A 21,351-nucleotide genomic window follows, 5' to 3' on the forward strand; every position below is an offset into this window, starting at 1 on the left:
AGTTCGCTGTCTTCCTTGGTGATGGTTTTACGCTCGGGAGAGCTCAGCGGCAGGCCTTTACGCGTAGCATCAACCCAGTTGTCGAGCGTTTTGACGGACATCTCAAGCTGACGTGCAGCTTCAGTTCTGCCAACGCTTTCGGCTAGAGCTACGGCTTGCGTTTTGAACTCATCGGTGTAGTTGCGGCGAGTACGTGGGTACATGGCGACCTCCAAGAGAACGATGTAAGTATCGCTTCTTGGCGTCCGTTGTCAGGGGACAGGCCCACCAAAAAATGCTCGCTCCATTCATGCGGCCCCTACGCTGCGCTTCGGGGTTCCCTCACTCCGGTCTTGCTCCCGGGAGTACGCACCGAAGGGCCATCCATGGCCCATCGGTGCTCGACGGGCATCCATGCCCGTCGCCTCCCTCCGCAAGCCCTCCGATCGGCCTCCTGAAGTCGCGAAGTTAGGGGCGGTGCCTATATTGGCGCTGCTGTCGCTGGTTGATTATTGTGTTGGATATCAAATTGCATTCGCCGGCAAGCCGGCTCCTACGGTGTACGAACTTTTAATTGCACACTCCGTCCGTAGGAGCCGGCTTGCCGGCGAACAGGCCATTACCAACAACACATCAATAACAATTGAACACTCGCTGCTCTTGCTCTTGCTCTTGCTCTTGCTCTTGCTCTTGCTTCTAAGTGCGCAATAGTCCAGTCGCCGCCAATCGCGACTTCAGGAGGCCGAACGTAGGACTTGCGGAGCGGGGCGATGGGCATGGATGCCCATCGAGCACTGATCGGGCCATGGATGGCCCGTCAGTGCGTCCACGCGGGAGCAAGGCCGGAGCGAGGGAACCCCGGAGCGAAGCGTAGGGGCCGGATGATGGAGCAAGGATTTTTTGGTGACTTTTTGATCCTTCAAAAAGTTACCCGCCGTAAAGGCGGAACGGTGAATAAGCACCCCTATCGCCAATGGATATGCACTAAAAACTTAAAGTCGCATCCAAAGTTCAAAGTTCCAAGTTCCAAGTTCCAAGTTCCAAATTCCAAGTTCCAAGTTCCAAGTTCCAAGTTCCAAGTTCCAAGTTCCAAGTTCCAAGTTCCAAGCTCAAGCCGCCAACCGCCCCCCCGCAATCGCCTCCGAAGCCGCCAGCATGGCCCGCAACAGCACCGCGCACCCCGCCGCCAGATCCTGTTCCGAAGCATTCTCGATCTCGTTATGGCTGATCCCCCCCTCGCAAGGCACAAAGATCATCCCCGCCGGCCCAAGCTCGGCCAGGAAGATCGCGTCATGCCCGGCACCACTGACGATATCCATGTGCGGCAGGCCGAGCACACGCGCCGACTCCCGCACGGCATCGACGCAGGCCGTGTCGAAGTAAAGGGCCGGGAAGTCGGCGGTCGGGGTCAGTTCATAGCTCAGGCCATGCTTGGCCGCAGTCGCCTCGATCACCCCGCGCACCTCGCCGATCATCGCATCCAGGCGCTCACCTTCGAGGTGCCGGAAGTCCAGGGTCATGCGCACTTCCCCAGGGATCACATTGCGCGACCCAGGGTAGGCCTGCAGGCAGCCGACCGTGCCACAAGCGTGCGGCTGGTGGGCGAGGGCGGTGCGGTTGACCGCCTCGACCACTGCGGCGGCACCGACCAGGGCGTCCTTGCGCAGGTGCATCGGGGTCGGGCCGGCATGGGCTTCGACGCCCCGCAATGTCAGATCGAACCACTTCTGGCCCAGGGCACCGAGCACCACGCCGATGGTCTTTTGCTGATCCTCCAGGATCGGCCCCTGTTCGATGTGCGCCTCGAAGTAGGCACCCACCGGGTGCCCGAGCACGGCGCGTTCACCCGCGTAGCCGATGGCATTCAACGCTTCGCCCACGCTCACGCCCTGGGCATCACGCTTGGCCAGCGTTTCTTCAAGGGTGAACTTGCCGGCGAACACCCCCGACCCCATCATGCACGGCGCGAAGCGTGAGCCTTCCTCGTTGGTCCACACCACCACCTCCAGCGGCGCCTCGGTGTCCACGCCGAGGTCGTTGAGGGTGCGGATCACCTCGAGCCCGGCCATCACCCCGAAGCAGCCGTCGAACTTGCCGCCGGTGGGCTGGGTGTCGATATGGCTGCCGGTCATCACGGGCGGCAGCTTAGGGTTGCGGCCCGGGCGGCGGGCGAAGATGTTGCCGACTGCGTCGACCGTCACCGTGCAGCCGGCCGCTTCGCACCACTGCGTGAACAGGTCGCGGGCCTGGCGATCGAGGTCGGTGAGGGCCAGGCGGCACACACCGCCTTTCTGGGTGGCGCCGAGTTGGGCGAGGTCCATCAGCGACCGCCACAGGCGGGCGCTGTCGATGTGAAGGTGGGTGGATTGCAGGACTTCCTTGGCGGGCGTGCTCATCGGTATCTCCTCAGGCTGTTGTTTTCGCATGGTTTCATCGCGGGGCAAGCCCGCTCCCACGTCGTTCTGCATCCAGCGTGGGAGCGGGCTTGCCCCGCGAATGTCGTCCTTCAGGGCAACGGCTTGGCCAGGCGCGCCGGCCCACGCAGCGCCAGGCCACCAAGGGCGTAGTACAGCCCGCCACCGAGCAGCGAGCCGGTGAACCAGCCGTAGTCGTAGAACCAGCTGAAGCTGCTGTTGCCGATGGCCATCACGGTCAGCGCCACGGGCACCGCGAAGGCGGCGAAGCCGGCCCAGTTCCAGGCCGGGTACACGTCGTCACGGTACAGCCCGGCCAGGTCCAGCTGTTGGCGGCGCACCAGGAAGTAGTCCACCACCATGATCCCGGCGATGGGGCCGAGCAGGCTGGAGTAGCCCAGCAGCCAGTTGGAGTAGACGCTCTCAAGGCTCAGGTCGGAGACGATCCAGCCCAGCTTCTTGAGCAGCTCGTGGCCCATCAGCGCCAGGCCGATGAACCCGGTGAGCCACACCGCGCGGCTGCGCCCGATCAGGCGTGGGGCGATGTTCTGGAAGTCGTTGGTGGGCGAGACGATGTTGGCCGCGGTGTTGGTCGACAGCGTGGCGATGATGATCAACGCCATGGCCAGCGCCACCCAGCCCGGGCTCTGGATATGGCCGATCAGGCTGACCGGGTCGGACACCGTCTGCCCTACCAGAGAAGCCGAGGCGGCGGTCATGATCACCCCCAGGGAGGCAAACAGGAACATGGTCAGCGGCAGGCCGAAGATCTGCCCGAGGATCTGGTCCTTCTGGCTTTTCGCGTAGCGGCTGAAGTCCGGGATGTTCAGCGACAGGGTGGCCCAGAAGCCGACCATGGCGGTGAGCCCGGCGCAGAAGTAACTGACCACGCTGGCGCCCTCGGGGCGTTTCGGCGGTTGGGCCAGCAACTCGGTCATGGACATGTGCGGCATCGCCCAGAACAACAGGCCGAAACCGACCGCCACCAGCAGCGGCGCCGACAGGGTCTCCAGCCACTTGATCGACTCGGCGCCGCGCAATACCACCCACAGGTTCAGCGCCCAGAACAGCATGAAGCCGATCACCTCGCCGGTGCCACCCAGCGCCTTCCACTCGGGGAACAGCGAGCCGAGGAACAGGTGGATGGCCAGGCCGCCGAACATCGTCTGGATGCCGAACCAGCCACAGGCCACCACTGCACGGATCAGGCAGGGCACGTTTGAACCGAAGATGCCGAACGACGAGCGCAGCAGCACCGGGAACGGGATGCCGTACTTGGTACCGGGAAACGCGTTGAGGGTGAGCGGGATCAGCACGATCAGGTTGGCCAGCAGGATCGCCAACAGCGCCTCGCCCACGCTCAAACCGAAGTAGGCGGTGAGCACGCCGCCGAGGGTGTAGGTGGGCACGCAGATGGACATGCCCACCCACAGCGCGGTGATGTGCCACTTGTTCCAGGTGCGTTGGTGGACTTTGGTGGGGGCGATGTCGTGGTTGTAACGGGGGCTGTCGAGGACGTCGCTGCCGGCGTCGAGTTCGAACAGGCCATGCTGCTCGACCACTTGTGATCTGCTCTGTTGCATGGGGCCTTCTCCAGGGTTTTTTCTTTTTGTTCGCGCATCGGGCTAATGCGATGGCCGGAGTACACACACCACCAGTACTGCACCTGCGGTCCGGCCATGGCGGTTGTGGCCGGGCTTACAACAACCGTGCCGGGTTGGACTTGGCCGTTCCCAGTGGTCGCTGCTGACCGCAGGTAACTTACTGACTTGCAAAAGCATTCCTGATTGCTGCTGGAACGTGCGAATAACCGCGATGCTGACACAGGCCCGCACACCGTGATTCAAAGCGGTGCGGCCCGGCAAATCGGCTGCGCTGCCTGCGCCTGCCCAGCCGTTTTTAAACAGCTGAATTTGCGTAGAAAATCTTGACCAGATTTGCATCCTGTCAAGTGCGTCAAAATGGTGAAGGGGTGTTCCGTTTTGGTGATTTGCTCAATTAATTCATATAAATCAACAGGATAAAATTTTGAGTATTTGCATATATTTTTTCTTGAAGAATGCCAGATCCACAACTAGCCTCGATTCTTGTCAGGCCTGACAGGATTGATTCAAGCCCGCAGGCACTGGCCCATAAAAATTCCAAGAACCGGCCACAAGACCGGTCAGCCTGCGAGGAAGACGGCATGTCCCTGTTGATCCGTGGCGCCACCGTGGTTACCCATGAAGAAAGCTACCGCGCCGATGTCCTGTGTGCCGACGGCCTGATCCAGGCTGTCGGTGAACACCTCGAAGCCCCCACCGACTGCGAGATCCTCGACGGCAGCGGCCAGTACCTGATGCCCGGCGGCATCGACCCGCACACCCACATGCAGTTGCCGTTCATGGGCACGGTGGCCAGCGAAGACTTCTTCAGCGGCACCGCCGCAGGCCTGGCCGGCGGCACCACCTCGATCATCGATTTCGTCATCCCCAACCCGCAGCAGTCGCTGCTCGAAGCCTTCCACACCTGGCGTGGCTGGGCGCAGAAGAGCGCCTCGGACTACGGCTTCCACGTTGCCATCACCTGGTGGAGCGAGCAGGTCGCCGAGGAAATGGGCGAACTGGTGCACAAGCATGGGGTGAACAGCTTCAAGCATTTCATGGCCTACAAGAACGCGATCATGGCCGCCGACGACACGCTGGTGGCCAGCTTCGAGCGTTGCCTGCAACTGGGCGCGGTGCCTACCGTACATGCCGAGAACGGCGAGCTGGTCTACCACCTGCAGCGCAAGTTGCTGGCGCAAGGGCTCACCGGCCCCGAGGCGCACCCACTGTCACGCCCCTCGCAGGTGGAGGGGGAGGCCGCCAGCCGTGCCATTCGCATCGCCGAGACCCTGGGCACGCCGCTGTACCTGGTGCACGTCTCCAGCCGTGAGGCGCTGGATGAAATCACCTACGCCCGGGCCAAAGGCCAACCGGTCTACGGCGAGGTGCTGCCAGGCCACCTGCTGCTCGACGACAGCGTCTACCGCGACCCGGACTGGGCCACCGCCGCCGGCTACGTGATGAGCCCGCCGTTCCGGCCGCGCGAGCACCAGGACGCACTGTGGGGGGGATTGCAGTCGGGCAACCTGCACACCACCGCCACCGACCACTGCTGCTTCTGCGCCGAGCAGAAGGCCATGGGCCGCAACGATTTCAGCCGCATCCCCAACGGTACCGCCGGTATCGAGGACCGCATGGCGGTGCTGTGGGATGCCGGGGTGAACAGCGGGCGCCTGTCGATGCACGAGTTCGTCGCGCTGACCTCCACCAACACCGCGAAGATCTTCAACCTGTTCCCGCGCAAGGGCGCCATCCGCGTCGGCGCCGATGCTGACCTGGTGCTGTGGGACCCGCAAGGCACCCGCACCATCAGTGCCCAGACCCACCACCAGCGGGTCGACTTCAACATCTTCGAAGGCCGTACCGTGCGCGGTGTCCCCAGCCACACCATCAGCCAGGGCAAGGTGCTCTGGGCCGATGGCGACCTGCGCGCCGAGCAGGGCGCGGGGCGCTATGTGGAGCGGCCGGCGTATCCGTCGGTGTACGAGGTGCTGGAGCGCCGCGCCGAGCGGCACAAGCCGACGCCGGTTCAGCGCTGAACCCATCGCCGGCAAGCCGGCTCCCACAGAATCAGTGCAGGCCCTGTGGGAGCCGGCTTGCCGGCGAAAGGGGCGCAAAGCGCCCCCGATTACAACCCAGATACCCCTGTTGACTGCCATCCCCAAAACGGACGCGGCACCTGACCACCGCCGCCTCCAATAAAAACGAGAGAGGCTACAACCGTGATCGACGCCCTGAACCATTTGCCGCGCCCCCGGGCCGGCGCCGACCAGCTGGCCGAGGCCTTCGGCGACCTCGCGCCCCCGCTCACCGCCCGTCAGGCCGCCGTCGAAAGCGCCCGCTGCCTGTACTGCTACGACGCGCCCTGCGTCAACGCCTGCCCCAGCGAAATCGACATCCCCTCGTTCATTCACCGTATCAGCGACGAGAACCTGCAAGGCGCCGCCGAGCGCATCCTCTCGGCCAACATCCTCGGTGGTAGCTGCGCCCGGGTGTGCCCCACCGAGATCCTCTGCCAGCAGGCCTGCGTGCGCAACAACGCCCAGGAATGCGCACCGGTGCTGATCGGCCAGTTGCAGCGCTATGCCCTGGACAATGCCGGTTTCACCGAGCACCCGTTCCAGCGCGCCCCCGCCACCGGCAAGCGCATCGCCGTGGTCGGTGCCGGCCCCGCCGGGCTGTCCTGTGCCCATCGCCTGGCCATGCACGGTCACGACGTGGTGATCTTCGAGGCCCGTGAGAAGGCTGGCGGGCTCAACGAATACGGCATCGCCCGCTACAAGCTGGTGGATGACTTCGCCCAGCGCGAGGTCGAGTTCCTGTTGGGTATCGGTGGTATCGAGATCCGCCATGGCCAACGCCTGGGTGGCAACCTCACGCTGAGCGAGCTGCACAGTCAATACGCCGCGGTGTTCCTCGGTCTGGGCCTGGATGCCGTGCGCCAGTTGGGCCTGCCCGACGAAGACGCGCCGGGCCTGTTGGCCGCCACGGCGTACATCCGTGAACTGCGCCAGGCCGACGACCTCAGCCAACTGCCGTTGGCCGACCGCTGCCTGGTGATCGGCGCCGGCAACACCGCCATCGACATGGCCGTGCAGATGAGCCGCCTGGGCGCCCGCGACGTCAACCTGGTGTACCGCCGAGGCATTGCCGACATGGGCGCCACCGGCCATGAGCAGGACATCGCCAAGCACAACCAGGTGCGCCTGCACACCTGGGCACGCCCTGACGCGGTGCTGCTGGACGACCAGGGCCGGGTGCGTGGCATGCGTTTCGTGCGCACGCAGCAGGTCGATGGCCGCCTCGAAGACACCAGCGAGACCTTCGAGCTGGCCGCCGACGCGATCTTCAAAGCCATCGGCCAACGCTTCGACGACACAAGCCTGGGCGAGCCGCTGGCCGCGCAACTGGCCCGCGACGGCGAGCGCATCCGCGTCGACGCACACATGCAGACCAGCCTGCCGGGCGTCTATGCCGGTGGCGACTGCACCGCCCTGGGCCAGGACCTCACCGTCCAGGCCGTGCAACACGGCAAGCTGGCTGCCGAAGCCATCCATGCCCAACTCATGCTCAACGTGGAGGCTGCATAAATGGCCGACCTGTCCATCGTGTTCGCCGGCATCAAGTCGCCCAATCCGTTCTGGCTGGCTTCCGCGCCGCCCACCGACAAGGCCTACAACGTGGTCCGCGCCTACGAGGCGGGGTGGGGTGGGGTGGTGTGGAAGACCCTCGGTGAGGACCCGGCGGCGGTCAACGTGTCGTCGCGCTACTCGGCGCACTACGGCGCCAACCGCCTGGTGCAGGGCATCAACAACATCGAGTTGATCACTGACCGTTCGCTGGAGATCAACCTGCGCGAAATCACCCAGGTAAAGAAGGACTGGCCCGACCGCGCATTGATCGTGTCGCTGATGGTGCCGTGCGTTGAAGAATCGTGGAAGTTCATCCTGCCGCTGGTGGAGGCTACCGGCGCCGACGGCATCGAACTCAACTTCGGCTGCCCCCACGGCATGCCCGAGCGCGGCATGGGCGCTGCCGTCGGCCAGGTGCCGGAGTACGTGGAACTGGTCACCCGCTGGTGCAAGACCCACTGCTCGCTGCCGGTGATCGTCAAGCTCACCCCCAACATCACCGACATCCGCCAGTCGGCGCGTGCCGCCCATCGCGGTGGGGCGGACGCGGTGTCGTTGATCAACACCATCAACTCGATCACCAGCGTCGACCTCGACCGCATGGTCGCCCACCCCATCGTCGGCGACCAGAGCACCCATGGTGGCTACTGCGGCTCGGCGGTAAAACCCATCGCCCTGAACATGGTCGCCGAGATCGCCCGCGACCCCGAGACCCGCGGCCTGCCAATCTGCGGCATCGGCGGTATCGGTAACTGGCGCGACGCCGCCGAGTTCATGGCCTTGGGCAGCGGCGCGGTGCAGGTGTGCACGGCGGCGATGCTGCATGGTTTCCGTATCGTCGAGGACATGCAGGACGGCCTGGCGCGCTGGATGGACCAGCACGGGCACCGCAACCTGGACGCCTTCCGCGGCCAGGCGGTGGGGCATACCACCGACTGGAAGTACCTGGACATCAACTACAAGTCGGTGGCCCATATCGACCAGGCCGCCTGCATCGGCTGTGGGCGCTGCCACATCGCCTGCGAGGACACTTCGCACCAGGCCATCGCCAGCACCCTCAAGCCCGACGGCACTCATGCCTACAGCGTGATCGAAGAGGAGTGCGTGGGCTGCAACCTGTGCCAGATCACCTGCCCGGTGGAAAGCTGCATCGACATGCAAGCGCAGGACACCGGCAAGCCGTACATGAACTGGACCCAGGATCCGCGCAATCCCTACCGTGAGGTGGGTTGAATGCACGCAAGGCGGGTTGCCCTGAAGCACTGGACCGGGGCCACTCAGAGCCGTTACCTTGGGCGCACTGGGCGGTGGACATGCTCAAGCCCTTGCAATCTTCTGGTTGCACCTTGCTGACGGTGGTCGGTTCGACACTGCCAGCAAGTTGCCTACTGCGCCGCGTCCATCGCTCATATCAATGAAATCGGGTCGCTGGACGCGGCCCCTTGGTTCGGAAGTTTCATGCACATCAGGTTCATCGGATTCAAATCCATTCGCCAGCTCAACGCATCGGTTGAAGACAACTGGCCAGACTTCACCCAGGCATTCGAGCAGCTTCCTCGCCTGGAACTAGCCACTCTCAACATGCTGATCGGTGAAAATGGCGCTGGAAAGTCCACCGTCATCGACATGATTCGCGCATTGGTGACACCCGAAATCCTGCCCACGCTGGCCCGGGACAATCCTGAGTACGGGTGCATACCTGAGTTTTGCATCGAGCTTGAGGACCGGCGCGCCTTCCTCTACCGTTTCGTTACTTCGCCGCTGGATGGGAACTTTCAACGCATCATCTGCAAGATGGGCGCGAGAATGCCGGGAGGGCATTTCGAGAAAGTCGAACAATGCCTGATGAACCGCTTCATTCCAAACACCGGGCCGCGCAGGATTCCTCGGGTCGGGCGTGTCCGGGTGAACTACCTGGATTGCGCTCGCAGCCTGGAGAATTTCGATGCCAAGGCATTGGAACATCTGAATCAGTTTCCTGAATTGTTGACAGGACTGATCGATTGGAAGCGCCATGCCGGTCGCCGGGATGTACCGCTCGATGGTCATGCGATCACTGTGCGTGATGACGGTGTCGTTTCTACCTGGCTTGATCACATGGCGCATGCCGAAGAGCGGCAGCTGCGTATGCCGAATAATGTCAATGCCAGCGCCTTTCCGTCGGGCTGGAAGGTCTGCGCGGCGATCTTGCATTGGCTCACCAGCGCTGAACCTGGGAGCGTTTGTCTCCTGGAGGAACCAGAGGTGCACATGCACCCTAGGTTGCAGCGCAAGATGTTCGAATGGACACTGGCGATCGCCGAGCGCAAACGCCTGCAACTGGTGGTCAGCACCCATTCGGCGGTGCTGATCAATGCGGCGAGCAACCGCAACATCAAGATCATTCAGGCTCAAGGCGTAAAGGTTGTCGATGCTGACATAACGGGGGTCCTGGAACGCCTCGGTTACCAGGCCTCCGACCTGTTGCAGGCCAACTGTGTGATCTGGGTCGAAGGGCCGTCGGACCGTCTTTATCTCAAGGCGTGGCTGCACGCGAAGGACGCCAGCCTGAAAGAGGGGACGCACTACGCCATCATGTTCTACGGCGGGCGCTTGTTCAGTCATCTGAGCGCTGAACAGGCGCCGGAGGAAGACCTCATCTCGTTACGCCGGCTCAACCGCAACTCTGCAATCGTTTTCGACAGTGACAGGGCAAGGGCGACAGCGCCGCTGACTACCACCAAGCAACGCCTGCTTGCCGAGTTCTCCTGCAAGGATGGGCGCAGCCTGGCCTGGGTCACGGCTGGGCGGGAAATTGAAAACTACCTTGACGAGGCTGCCGTGAGGGCGAGCCTGAAGGCATTGTATCGGCACATGGTGCGCCCGCTGGGAAGAGGCAGGTGGGCGAACCTGCTGACCTATGAGGTGGACAGCAGCGCTTCCAGAGCCAAGGACCCGGATCCACGACGCAGTGGCAACAAGGTGGATGTGGCTAGCCATTACCTGCGGCACAACGCGGTCAGGCTGGATGTACTCGATCTGCAACAACGGCTTGATGAGCTCTGTAGCTTCATCCGGCGCAACAATACCTGAGCTTAGCGGCGCGTGGGGACGCTACGGTTTCGACGTCTGCGCTCAGGGCTCCAGGCCAATGCCACGCAGGATCACACTTGTCACTGTCTGCACCGCGCTTTCGAACGCCAGGTCGGTCAATGGCTCGCCCTCGTTGAGCAAGCTCACCTGATAGCCGAAGTCGGCATAGTGCTGGGTCGCCGCCCAGATCATGTACAACAAGGCCGATGGCTCTACGGGCAAGATCCGCTGGTCCTCCACCCAACTGCGGATCTTGGCCTGCTTGAGCTGCGCCCACGGCACGAGGGTGTCGTCCAGGGTGACGCCGAGCACGGGCGCGCCATGCAGGATCTCCTCGGCCCAGATCTTCGACCCCAGCGGCCGTGAGCGCGAGTGGCCCATCTTGGCGCGGATGTAGCTGGTCAGCACCACCCGCGGGTCGTCGAAGCGTTCGAAGCACAGCGCGTCCTGCTTCCACACGTCCAGCAGGTCCTGCAACACCGCGCGGTACAAGTCGTCCTTGGTGTTGAAGTAGTAATGCAGGTTGGAACGCGGCAGTTGCGCCTGCTCGGCGATATCGCCCATGGAAGTGGCAGCAAAGCCCTTGTCGGCGAACACCTGCTCGGCGGCCTGGAGGATCTTCTCGATGTTGCGTCGGCGGATCTCGATCTTGTGGTTGGCCATGGGCTTTCCGTGGTGACCTGAACGAGGCAAGGCTAACAGCTTTGGCAGGGGCGTGGTGAACGCTTGGCGGCCTTCTGTTACCGTGCTTGCACTCACCCGCCGAGCCCTTGCGCCATGCCCTTCGCCGACAACCTGATCGCCTTCACCCTTGCCGCCACCTTGCTCACCCTCACGCCAGGCCTGGACACCGCGCTGATCCTGCGCACCGCTGCCGTGGAAAGCCGCCAGCAGGCCCTGCGCGCCGCGCTGGGGATCAACGCTGGTTGCCTGCTATGGGGCGCCGCGGTGGCCTTCGGCCTGGGTGCGCTGATCGCCGTGTCAGAGCTGGCCTACAACGTGCTCAAGTACTGCGGCGCCGCCTACCTCGCCTGGCTGGGGGTGAACATGCTACTGCGTCCACGCCAGTCGATGGCGCCCGCCGCCGAGCACGGGCAGCCGGCGGGCAACTGGTTCGTCAAGGGCATGCTGGGCAACCTGCTCAACCCCAAGGTCGGTATTTTCTACGTATCCTTCCTGCCGCAGTTCATTCCCCAAGGGCAGCCGCTGGTGGCCTGGACCTTCGGGCTGGTCGGTATCCACGTGGTGCTGGGCCTGCTCTGGGCGGCTGGCCTGATCGCCGCCACCCGGCCACTGGCCGAGGTGCTGCGCCGCGAGCGGGTGATCCGCTGGATGGATCGCTGCACCGGGCTGGTGTTCGTGCTGTTTGCCGCCCGGCTGGCCTTGAGTCGGCGCTAGGCCAGCGGTGGCTGGCTTTCGGTCAGGCCGTCATCTGGACCGGCAGGCCAAGCCAATCCTCGAGGGTCTTGTGCAAGACACCTAGACCTGCACCATGAGGGTGGATTTGCCCGATTGCACCGACACGGTTGCGGATGATGAAGTCGTTTTGCCCAAGTTGCTGGTTGGCAAGTACGGCAGGGAGCATCAGCAAGCAACAATCCGGGCGGGCATCGCCGATGCGCAGGCTGTCATGGTAGAGGTGCGCAGACTCCATTGCCTCCAGCTCATGGTGCTCGCCGCTACGCCATTTTGCGTCGAGGATGAGCGAGCGTATGGTCTGCCCCTTGCGCTCGATGATCAGTATGTCGGGGATCCGTTTTCGACTGATACTGAAGCCCTCGCACCCTGGGCTTGGTTGGGTTTTGGGGAATACACCTTGGTAGAGCAGTTCGAGGCTGTGGCCTGGCGCCAGTTCGGCCCACCAGCACAGATCTGCCTCGACCGTGATCGGCGCTGCGGGGCGCAAACTGTTTGCTGTGCAGCTTTGAAGCGTGTGCAGCACTTGCACGAAGCACCACATTTCATAGATGCCCCAGGAATGGTTGGCATGCAGGTGGTCCCACAGTTGCTGGCCTTCAACGCCAAGCGCCAATGCCTGTGTGCCGAGCCGGTAGGCCTTGCCATATGAAGGCTGGGCTGCGACCTGGACAACGCCGGACGCGCTGCTCGCGCCTGCTGTGACACCTGGGAACGGATGCTGTCGCAGCACCCCCAGTACGCGCGCATCGAGTGCTTCGAGCAGTGCGATCCGGCGCTGGCTGCGCTGTGCCTGATGCTTTTTGGTGCCGTGCAGCGCGTTTGCCTTGACGCTGCGGTGCAGCGCGCAAACGGCCGCCCTGAACCTCTGGAGCAGGGCCAGCAAGGCGCGGTTGGCCTGAGTGTCGACACTCGCGCCAGACGTCCAGGCACTGACCGGCATGTTGCTGTGCTTGGCGGCAAGCGCAGGGTTGCGAATGAGGGCTGACAACTTGGGGTCTTGCAGCGCCGCCGGGTGCAGCCTTCGCACTTGCGAGAGTGGCAGCTTGCCCCGTTTGGCTTGCAACTTGACATGGGGCGTGCGTGCGACCTGTTCGACGGCATCGAGGAAGGCCTGGCCATGCTGGCGCAAGCGGGCCAGCAACACCATATCCGGAAATAGCGCGGGGCTGCCGTCACTGCCGAACGCCAGGGTCGCGGCACTCAGACCGCCCAGTTGGCGAGGGTAGAGGGCACGGATTTGTGTGACCATTTCTTCGAATGACAGGTTGTCGGCCTTGGCTGTCGACGCGCCCACGTGCAGAAAGTAGTCGTCAGCCGAACCCGTAGGCCGCAGGACTTCCACACGTACACGCCCGGCGTAAAGCGCAGGCGTCCAGTAAAACCATCCACGTGCCGACAACAGTTCCTCGTCATCGACATACAGGGTGCAACCCTCCTGGTCTGGCTTGAACGCGTAGTTTGCATCTTCCTCGAAACCGCCCAGTACAACGCCAATCTGTGCGACGACCTGCGTCTGCGCAGCCTGCCTGACACGCTTGCGAATGGTCAGCATGGTTCAGCGCCAGAAACGTGCAGAGCCGGTTTCAACCAGGTCGTCGAGCAAGGCCCGCACCTTCGCTTCGCAGCGTGCCAGGCCATGCTCGTGCAACACGTGATGAACCTGTGCGAGCGCTTTTGCGAACCGTGGCGAATGCTCGCCGCGCAACTTGGGCAGCACCTTGGCATACACCACCTCATCCAACGCCTTCATGTCGGCATCACTGGCATTGCAGAAGGTCAGGTAATTCAGCACATCGTTGATGGTACGCCAGCCAAAGTGCAGCCGAACCGGCTCCAGTGCCTGAACCAGCTGGGTCAGCAAGGTGCGGGTCAGTTGGCGCACGCTCTCGGGCAGGGCGGCGTTCGACCAGCCAGGAAAACGTTCGACATCAATGTCCCAGAACTCCAGGGTGTATGCCCGATCGAGTACCTTGTCCGACAGCCCGTGCGTGGTTTCATCCATGTTCAAGGTGCCAATGATGGCCAGGTTCGCCGGATAGCGAACGCGCATCGGAACTTGGCCGATGGCGTCGCCGAGCTGGTGGAGCTCGATATGCCCCTGGGTTTCCATCGCGGAGAGAATCGGTGCCATGTACTGTTCCGGATGGGACAGGTTCATCTCGTCGAGGATCGCCACGAAGGGAATGTCCGGGTTGTCCGCGGCCTGCAACAGCAGCTCCAGGAACGGGGTGCCCAGGTAGGTGGACTCCTGGATCGGGCTGACGTAGCCCAGCAATGGGCTGGGGTCGTACCAGCCGGGTTGCACGGGAATCATGCGGATCCTGTGCGTGTCGTGCGCTTGCACCTGGCACAGCGCCTGGGCGTACTTGAGTGCCAGCTGCGTCTTGCCGGAGCCGGATATCCCCGACAGCACCGCGAAATGCCGAACCGGGTGGCTCCAGAGGCCGGCGTGCAATGCACTGACCAGCCCTCCATCCAGCGTCAGTTGGTCGCCGAACAGCTGATCGAGACGTTCCTTGATGGTCGAGGCACTGGGAAGATCCGCCCGCTCACTTGCAGGCGCCGACGTTTGTTCATCCTCCAGTGCATCGGCTCTCAGGGTTTCCGGTACCCAATGGATCATGCTCGCCCAGCGTTGGCCGCGCTCGGTCAATTGCAGCAGCTTGCCTGCGGCCGGGACAATCAACCCCAGCGAGCTAAACCAACCGATGATCGACGAGGGTGCGAAGCTGGTGGTCCAGCCAGGATTGACCGACTGCAACAGCTCGATCAGTTGCACCTTGCGCCGTGGGCCGGTTGCCAGGGCCTTGAGCAGATGATCGGGACCCAGCACACGGGTCAGCAAATGTTCGGCAAACTCATCCGGATCCTGGCTTTCCAGCAGGTTCATGCCTCGCGCCGTCAGCTGGTAACTGTCGCCCTCGCGCTTGCACAGGTCGAATTCTCGGGAGATCACATTGATCATGGTCCCGATGCTGTTGTCGGCCAGGTTCGGGTTGTGCTGCCTGAGCAGGTCAGCAAACTCATCCCGGGTCACACCCTCATCGAGTTCCGGCAGCAACGCCAACAGGGTCTGCAAGCCTCCGCCCAGGGAGGTCAGGCCTTTGCGCCGCTTGAGTGCGGGGAGTGGGGAAAACTCATCCTCGTTTACGGCCAGCGAGGCGCTGCCCTCGGTCGTGTTGCTGGTGTCCAGACGCTCATACAGCAACCAGGGCATGCACACCCGAGTGACTTGCGATACCTCGCCTGCGCAGGCTTGCAATGCACGATCGGTCCTGGCGCGAATGGCCCTGTGCATGTGCACGGCATGGTCGTGGCGGTGACCGCCGAGCTTGCGGTGCAGTGTCTTGAGCCGCCCAAGATCCGCGAGCGTGGTGAAGTGTTCAGGGTACAGCGCGCACAGCACGCGATTGAGCTTCAACCACGGAATGCGGTCGCACAGTGTCCTGAGCCTGCTCACCAACCTGTCATACAACGCGATCAGATGAGCTTCCACTTGAACAGGATCATCTGGCAATTGCCGGGACACTGCGGATGCGAACCACACCACGAATGGCTCGTTGTGCAGCGCCGGTTCAATACGTACATGACCGTTGCCCGTGCTGGTTACTGGGTTCTCGTTCCAGAGTTTGTACAGGAAACGTGAATCATGCAGTTTGTAAGGCACTTGCTGGCGAACGTCGGCGAGGAATAGCTCAAGCTCGATCATCCAGCCGTTAGTGCCCTCGTTCAGAATCGAGCTGGCGAGGATGGACTCGATGTGGCCCTGCAATTCCTTTTCTGTCACGACACTGACGCTCACGGATCCCTCTGCTGTGCTTGTCCATTGACGAAGTCGGCATGCTAATGCCTTTGATGTCCTATGGCCATGATCCAATGCCGCTGGCTCGCGAAACAGACGAGCCTTTTATCCTCACAACCCTCTGCTACCCTTCACCCTCAGCACCGAGGCTGAAATCAGTCGCTCGCCGTTCCAGCGTTCACCTCCCTGGCTCCCACCCACTTCGTTCGAGCGTCACGACCCACCTGGGAGGTGTGTATGCGCACTCGATTCTCTGGTGTGCTGGCCGTACTGATGCTGTTGCAAGGCGCGCCGGCCCTGGCCGAAACCCAGGCCCCAGCGGCTGCGCCTGCCACTGCCGATGCCGCGAAAAGCACGGTGTTCAGCCAAGAGCAGTTGGACCAGATGCTCGCCCCCATCGCCCTCTACCCCGACCCGCTGCTGGCCCAGGTACTGATGGCCAGCACCTACCCCGGCGAGGTCGCCGAGGCGGTGGCCTGGTCCAAGGCAAACCCCAATGCCAAGGGCGACGACGCGGTCAAGCAGGTGGCCGGCCAGCCATGGGACCCGAGCGTGCAGGCGCTGGTGGCGTTCCCGCAGGTGCTGGCGACGCTGGGCCAGGACCCGGTGTGGGTGCAGCGCCTGGGCGATGCCTTCCTGGCCCAGCCGGACGACCTCATGAACGGCGTACAGCGCCTGCGACGCCAGGCCCAGGCTGCCGGCAACCTTACGAGCAACCAGTACCAGAACGTCACGGTGCAGGCGGCACCCGCTGCGCCTGCCGCCCAAGCTGCTCCAGCCAGCAGCGGCCAGCCCAGCCAGACCATCATCATCCAGCCCGCCGACCCACAGACGGTCTACGTGCCCACCTACAACCCCAACACCACCTACGGCACCTGGGCCTACCCGGCTTCACCCCCGGTCTACTATCCGCCGCCTCCCGCCTACTACCCAGGCCAGGCGCTGGTCGCGGGGCTGGCGTTCGGCACCGGGGTGGCGGTGGTGGCGTCGTTGTGGGGCGACTGCGACTGGAACGACCATGACGTCGATATCGACGTCAATCGCTACAACAACATCAACCGCAACAACCAGATCACCAACATCAGCAACAACAAATGGCAGCACAACCCTGTGCACCGTGACGGCGTGCCTTACCGCGACGCGCGCAACCGCGAGCAGTTCGGCCGCCAGCTGGCCGGTGCGCCCCAGCGTGTCGCCTACCGTGGCGACGACGCCCAACGTGCCCAGGCGCGGCAGAATGCGCTGAACTCGATGGACCGCCATGGCATCGAACGGCCCGCCGCCAACAACGTGCAGGCCCGCGAACGAGTACGTGAGGCGCAGAGCGAGCGCGGCGCCCCTGGCCTGGCCCAGCATCGGCAGGAGGCACCGCGAGGCAACCAGGGCGGCCAGCTCAACCAGCGCCGCCAGGGCGAGGGCCAGGCCCGCCAGCAACTGGCGCAACGGCAAAGCGCCGGCCACGCCCGCAACAATGCGTTCGACGGGGTGCGCTCACCCTCGCGCAGCAGCGCCCAGGCCAACCGCGGGCGTACCAGCCAGGCCTTCGCCCAGCGCGGCAACAGCCCGCGCGCGATGGGCCAGCAGGTGTCCCGACCCAGCGGCTTCGCCGGGCGTCAACGGGGAGGGGGACGGCGATGAGCAGGTTCAACGCAACGGCCGGGTGGCTGGCCTTGTGCCTGGCATGGCCAGGGCTGGCGATGGCCCAGGAAATGTTCGCCACCCCGGAGAAGGCCGTGGCCGCCTTCGTCGAGGCCCTGGGTGTACAACCGCCCGACGAGGCCCGCTTCGGCCAGTTGCTGGGCGAGGACTGGCGCACCTACATCCCCCGGGGCGGCGTGCAGCGCCGCGACGTCGACACCTTCCTCGAACAGTACCGGGCCCAGCATCGAATCGAGCGCAAAGGCCAGCACTCGGCGGTGCTGGCCGTGGGCAGCGCGCACTGGACCCTGCCCATCCCCCTGACCCACGGCGCCAACGGCTGGCACTTCGACCTCAAGGCCGGCAGCGCCGAGATCCGTGCCCGGCGCATCGGCCGCGACGAGCTGGCGGTGCTGCAATCGATGCTGGCCTACCACGATGCGCAGATGGAGTACGCAAGCCAAGACCGCAACGGCAATGGCGCGCTGGAATATGCGCGCAAGATCTTCAGCACCCCCGGCCAGCACGACGGCCTGTACTGGGCCGATGAAAGCGATGGCCAGGTCAGCCCACTGGGCCCGCTGTTCGGCCAGGAGAAAGCCGGCGACGACTGGTACGGCTACCACTTCCGCATCCTCGAAGCCCAGGGCCCCTCGGCGCCGGGCGGTGCCTACGACTACCTGATCGGCGGGCGCATGACCCGTGGCTTCGCCCTGGTCGCCTGGCCGGCCCGCTACGACGACAGTGGCGTGATGAGTTTCATGATCAGCCACGACGGTGAGGTCTTCGAAAAGGACCTTGGTCCCGAGGGCGAGCAGGTGGCGCGGGCGATGCAACGCTTCGACCCGGACAGCAGCTGGGAGTCGGTGGCGGTAGGCGACCAATAGCCGGGTGGGTGAGCGAGCGGTAAGGGGAGGGCAAAGATGCCAAACGACGGCAGCCTGTTGCAGGCGACGGTGGTTTTCCTGTTGGCGGTGGTGGTGCTGGTGCCATTGGCCCAGCGCTTGAAGCTGGGCGCGGTGCCCGGTTACCTGCTGGCCGGCATCCTCATCGGCCCCTCGGTGCTGGGGTTGATCGACAACCCGCACAACGTGGCGCGGCTGTCGGAGATGGGCGTGGTGATGCTGTTGTTCGTCATCGGCCTGGAGCTGTCGCCGCAGCGGCTGTGGACCATGCGCCGGGCGCTGTTCGGGGTGGGTTCGCTGCAGGTGGGGTTGACCGCCCTGGTACTGGGGCTGCTGGCCTGGTGGCTGTTCGGCCAGCCCCCCGCGACCGCTGCGGTGCTGGGCCTGGGCCTGGCGTTGTCGTCCACCGCCTTCGGCCTGCAAGTGCTGGCCGAGCGCAATGAACTGGGCAAGCCCCATGGTCGCCTGGCGGTGGCCATCCTGCTGTTCCAGGACATCGCCGCCATCCCCCTGATCGCCCTGGTGCCGTTGCTCGGCGGCAGCGTCAGCAATGCCGACGAAGGCGGTTGGCCGCTGCTGGCGGTGGTGCTGGGGATCGGCGTGGTGGTGATCGCCGGGCGCTATCTGCTGCGCCCGGTGTTCCGCTGGACCGTGGGTTCGGGGCTGCACGAACTGTCCACCGCCACCGCGTTGTTCCTGGTGCTGGGTACGGCCTGGGTGATGGAGCATGTTGGCGTGTCGATGGCGCTGGGGGCGTTTCTGGCAGGCGTGTTGATGGCCGAATCGGAGTTTCGTCACGAGCTGGAGTCGCAGATCGAACCGCTCAAGGGCCTGTTGCTGGGGCTGTTCTTCGTCGGGGTGGGCATGACTGCCGACCTGCGCCTGCTGGCCAGCATGCCCTTGCAGGTGGCGGGGCTGACGCTGCTGCTGGTGGCGGTCAAGCTGCCGCTGCTGTGGGGCATCGGCCGTCTGTTCGGTGGCCTCGACCGGCCCCAGGCACTGTGCCTGGCAGTGGTGCTGGCCTCGGGCGGCGAGTTCGCCTTCGTGGTGTTCAAGCTGGGGCTGCAATACCGGGTGCTGGCGCCGCAGGTCCACGACCTGCTGGTGTTGGCGATCACCCTGTCGATGGCATTGGTGCCGCTGGTGATGATGGCCCTGGCCCGTCAGTTGCGCCCGAGCGCTGTCGTTACCCCGCCAGCATCGTCACCGCCACTGGAGGACACCCCGCAGGTGGTGATCGCCGGCTTCGGCCGATTGGGCCGCGCTGTCGCCCGCATGCTGCATGCCGAAGGGGTACGCGTGGTGGCCCTGGATGCCTCGGTCGAAGCCTTGGCGCGCAAGGCCAGGCCCCGTGGCGATGGCCCGACGGTGTACTACGGCGACCCGTCGCGCTCGGAGATCCTGCGCGCCGCCAAGGTCGAGCAGGCGGCGCTGGTGATCGTTGCCGCGGACGATGCACAAGCCAACCAGAAGACCGTCGATGTGCTCACCCAACTGTTCCCCAAGGTGCAGGTGATCGCCGCCGCGCGCGATCACAAGGATGTCCTGCGCCTGCTCGACCAGGGCGTGAGCCCGGTGCGCGAGACCTTTCATTCCAGCCTGGAAATGGCCCGCCGCGCGTTCATCGCCCTTGGCCACAGCGAGGCCCAGGCGGCCGCCTGGGTGCAGCGCTATCGGCAGCAGGACGAGCAGTGGCTGCTGGCGCGTCATCGCCAAGGTGGCGCCTTGGATGAGGACGGGCTGCCCGCCGGTGAGCGGCACTAGGGCGCCTGCAAGCGAACTTCGACCTGGAGGTGAACCATGCAGCCGAGTTTCAAACTGGACAGTGCCCTGTCGCGAGGGCTGCTCGACGTACTGATCAAGGCGGGGCTGGTGGCGGCCTTGGTGCTGTTCGCCTACCGCGTGTTCCAGCCGTTTCTCAACCTGATGCTCTGGGCGGTGATCCTGGCGGTCACCCTGTACCCCTTGCATGGGCGGATCAAGCGCCTGGTGGGGCTGCGTGACGGCTATGCCGCGACACTGGTGGTGCTGCTGGTGTTGTTGGTGCTGCTGGTGCCGATCTACCTGGTGGTGGCGTCGATCATTGCGTCGGTGGACAGCCTGGCGACGCTGGTCAAGAGCGGTGCCTGGCACGTGCCGCCACCACCGGACACGGTGGCCGGCTGGCCGTTGATCGGGCCACAACTGCACGCCCTGTGGCAAGCGGCGTCCGAGAGCCTGAGCAGCGTGCTCGGCAACCAGGCCGCGCACCTCAAGGGCGCGGGGCTTGCGGTGCTGGGGGCTGCGGCCAGCGCGGGTGCGGCGTTCTTGATGTTCATCGGTGCGATCATCATCGGCGGGGTGATCATGGCCTTCGGCGAGAACGGCCAGCGGGCGGCGCAGCGCATCGCCATCCGGGTGTCCGGCGAGGCGCGCGGCAAGCCCATCGCCCAGCTGTGCACGGCGACGATTCGCGCAGTGGCCCAGGGGGTGATCGGTATCGCTTTCATCCAGATGCTGCTGATCGGTGTCGGCTTCGTGGTCAAGGGCGTGCCCGGCGCCGGCATGCTGGCGATCCTCATCCTCATGCTGGGCATCGCCCAGGCGCCGGCGACCCTGGTTACCCTGCCGGTGATCGCCTACGTGTTCTACAGCGAAGGCTTCACCGCCATGACCATCCTGTTCGCCGTCTACACCTTCGTCGCCGGCCTTGCCGACAACGTGCTCAAGCCGCTGTTGCTGGGGCGCGGGGTGGATGTGCCGATGCCGGTGGTGCTGATCGGCGCCCTGGGCGGGATGGTGGTGCAGGGCATCATCGGCTTGTTCCTCGGGCCGGTGATCCTGGCGGTGACCTACAACCTGTTCTGGCAGTGGGTCGACCAGCAGGTGCCGACGCCACCCGACGAGCCTGCGGCGTGAGCCCGG

15 protein-coding genes are annotated in these 21,351 nt (G+C 64.3%); 9 read left to right on the plus strand and 6 right to left on the minus strand.

What is annotated here, in order from left to right; genetic code table 11:
• The 3 genes from IX761_RS17865 to IX761_RS17875 all read right to left on the minus strand — a co-directional run.
• Nucleotides 1-203 (minus strand): transposase (locus IX761_RS17865; protein WP_194790892.1); only part of this gene is annotated, 203 nt, incomplete at its 3' end.
• A gap of 885 nt (nt 204-1,088) precedes the next feature.
• On the minus strand, nt 1,089-2,375 hold the full coding sequence (locus tag IX761_RS17870) for a Zn-dependent hydrolase (protein ID WP_194790893.1): 1,287 nt from the start codon (nt 2,373-2,375) through the stop codon (nt 1,089-1,091).
• 110 nt (nt 2,376-2,485) lie between these two features.
• Entirely contained in the window at nt 2,486-3,976 is a 1,491-nt protein-coding gene (locus tag IX761_RS17875) for an NCS1 family nucleobase:cation symporter-1 (protein WP_194790894.1), read from the minus strand.
• A gap of 602 nt (nt 3,977-4,578) precedes the next feature.
• Here IX761_RS17875 and hydA point away from each other — a divergent pair.
• From hydA to IX761_RS17895, 4 genes are all read left to right on the plus strand, one after another.
• Nucleotides 4,579-6,018 (plus strand): dihydropyrimidinase, encoded by a 1,440-nt coding sequence (gene hydA, locus IX761_RS17880; protein WP_194790895.1) that lies wholly within the window; start codon nt 4,579-4,581, stop codon nt 6,016-6,018.
• A gap of 183 nt (nt 6,019-6,201) precedes the next feature.
• Entirely contained in the window at nt 6,202-7,569 is a 1,368-nt protein-coding gene (locus tag IX761_RS17885; protein WP_194790896.1) for an NAD(P)-dependent oxidoreductase, read from the plus strand.
• Nucleotides 7,570-8,844 carry an NAD-dependent dihydropyrimidine dehydrogenase subunit PreA gene (preA, locus tag IX761_RS17890; RefSeq protein WP_194790897.1) on the plus strand — a complete coding sequence of 425 codons (1,275 nt, stop codon included), beginning with the start codon at nt 7,570-7,572 and terminating at the stop codon, nt 8,842-8,844. It begins immediately after the preceding gene.
• Between the two features lie 225 nt (nt 8,845-9,069).
• Entirely contained in the window at nt 9,070-10,683 is a 1,614-nt protein-coding gene (locus tag IX761_RS17895; RefSeq protein ID WP_194790898.1) for an ATP-dependent nuclease, read from the plus strand.
• Between the two features lie 42 nt (nt 10,684-10,725).
• Here IX761_RS17895 and IX761_RS17900 read toward each other — a convergent pair whose 3' ends face one another.
• Nucleotides 10,726-11,346, minus strand: coding sequence for a TetR/AcrR family transcriptional regulator (locus IX761_RS17900; RefSeq protein ID WP_194790899.1), 621 nt, complete (start codon nt 11,344-11,346; stop codon nt 10,726-10,728).
• A gap of 114 nt (nt 11,347-11,460) precedes the next feature.
• On the opposite strand from IX761_RS17900, the gene IX761_RS17905 reads away from it, so the two are divergent.
• Nucleotides 11,461-12,081 (plus strand): LysE family translocator, encoded by a 621-nt coding sequence (locus IX761_RS17905; RefSeq protein WP_194790900.1) that lies wholly within the window; start codon nt 11,461-11,463, stop codon nt 12,079-12,081.
• 22 nt (nt 12,082-12,103) lie between these two features.
• Here IX761_RS17905 and IX761_RS17910 read toward each other — a convergent pair whose 3' ends face one another.
• Nucleotides 12,104-13,654 (minus strand): DUF2357 domain-containing protein, encoded by a 1,551-nt coding sequence (locus tag IX761_RS17910; RefSeq protein WP_194790901.1) that lies wholly within the window; start codon nt 13,652-13,654, stop codon nt 12,104-12,106.
• Between the two features lie 3 nt (nt 13,655-13,657).
• A complete protein-coding gene (locus tag IX761_RS17915) occupies nt 13,658-15,979 on the minus strand; it encodes an McrB family protein (RefSeq protein WP_194790902.1) in 2,322 nt (773 codons plus the stop codon).
• 162 nt (nt 15,980-16,141) lie between these two features.
• On the opposite strand from IX761_RS17915, the gene IX761_RS17920 reads away from it, so the two are divergent.
• Genes IX761_RS17920 through IX761_RS17935 form a run of 4 tightly spaced genes read left to right on the plus strand, consistent with a single transcriptional unit; the run spans nt 16,142 to nt 21,345 of the window.
• Complete coding sequence (locus IX761_RS17920; RefSeq protein WP_194790903.1) at nt 16,142-17,542, plus strand: DUF3300 domain-containing protein; 1,401 nt, start codon at nt 16,142-16,144, stop codon at nt 17,540-17,542.
• Nucleotides 17,539-18,429: a DUF2950 domain-containing protein gene (locus IX761_RS17925; protein ID WP_194790904.1), complete on the plus strand. Its 891-nt coding sequence runs from the start codon at nt 17,539-17,541 to the stop codon at nt 18,427-18,429. The genes IX761_RS17920 and IX761_RS17925 overlap by 4 nt, the downstream gene beginning before the upstream one ends.
• 36 nt (nt 18,430-18,465) lie before the next feature.
• Nucleotides 18,466-20,211 carry a monovalent cation:proton antiporter-2 (CPA2) family protein gene (locus IX761_RS17930; RefSeq protein ID WP_194790905.1) on the plus strand — a complete coding sequence of 582 codons (1,746 nt, stop codon included), beginning with the start codon at nt 18,466-18,468 and terminating at the stop codon, nt 20,209-20,211.
• 36 nt (nt 20,212-20,247) lie between these two features.
• Nucleotides 20,248-21,345, plus strand: coding sequence for an AI-2E family transporter (locus tag IX761_RS17935; RefSeq protein WP_194790906.1), 1,098 nt, complete (start codon nt 20,248-20,250; stop codon nt 21,343-21,345).
• The last annotated feature ends 6 nt before the right edge of the window (nt 21,346-21,351 follow it).

This window comes from Pseudomonas sp. UFMG81, assembly GCF_015354575.1.
Taxonomy (GTDB): Bacteria; Pseudomonadota; Gammaproteobacteria; order Pseudomonadales; family Pseudomonadaceae; genus Aquipseudomonas.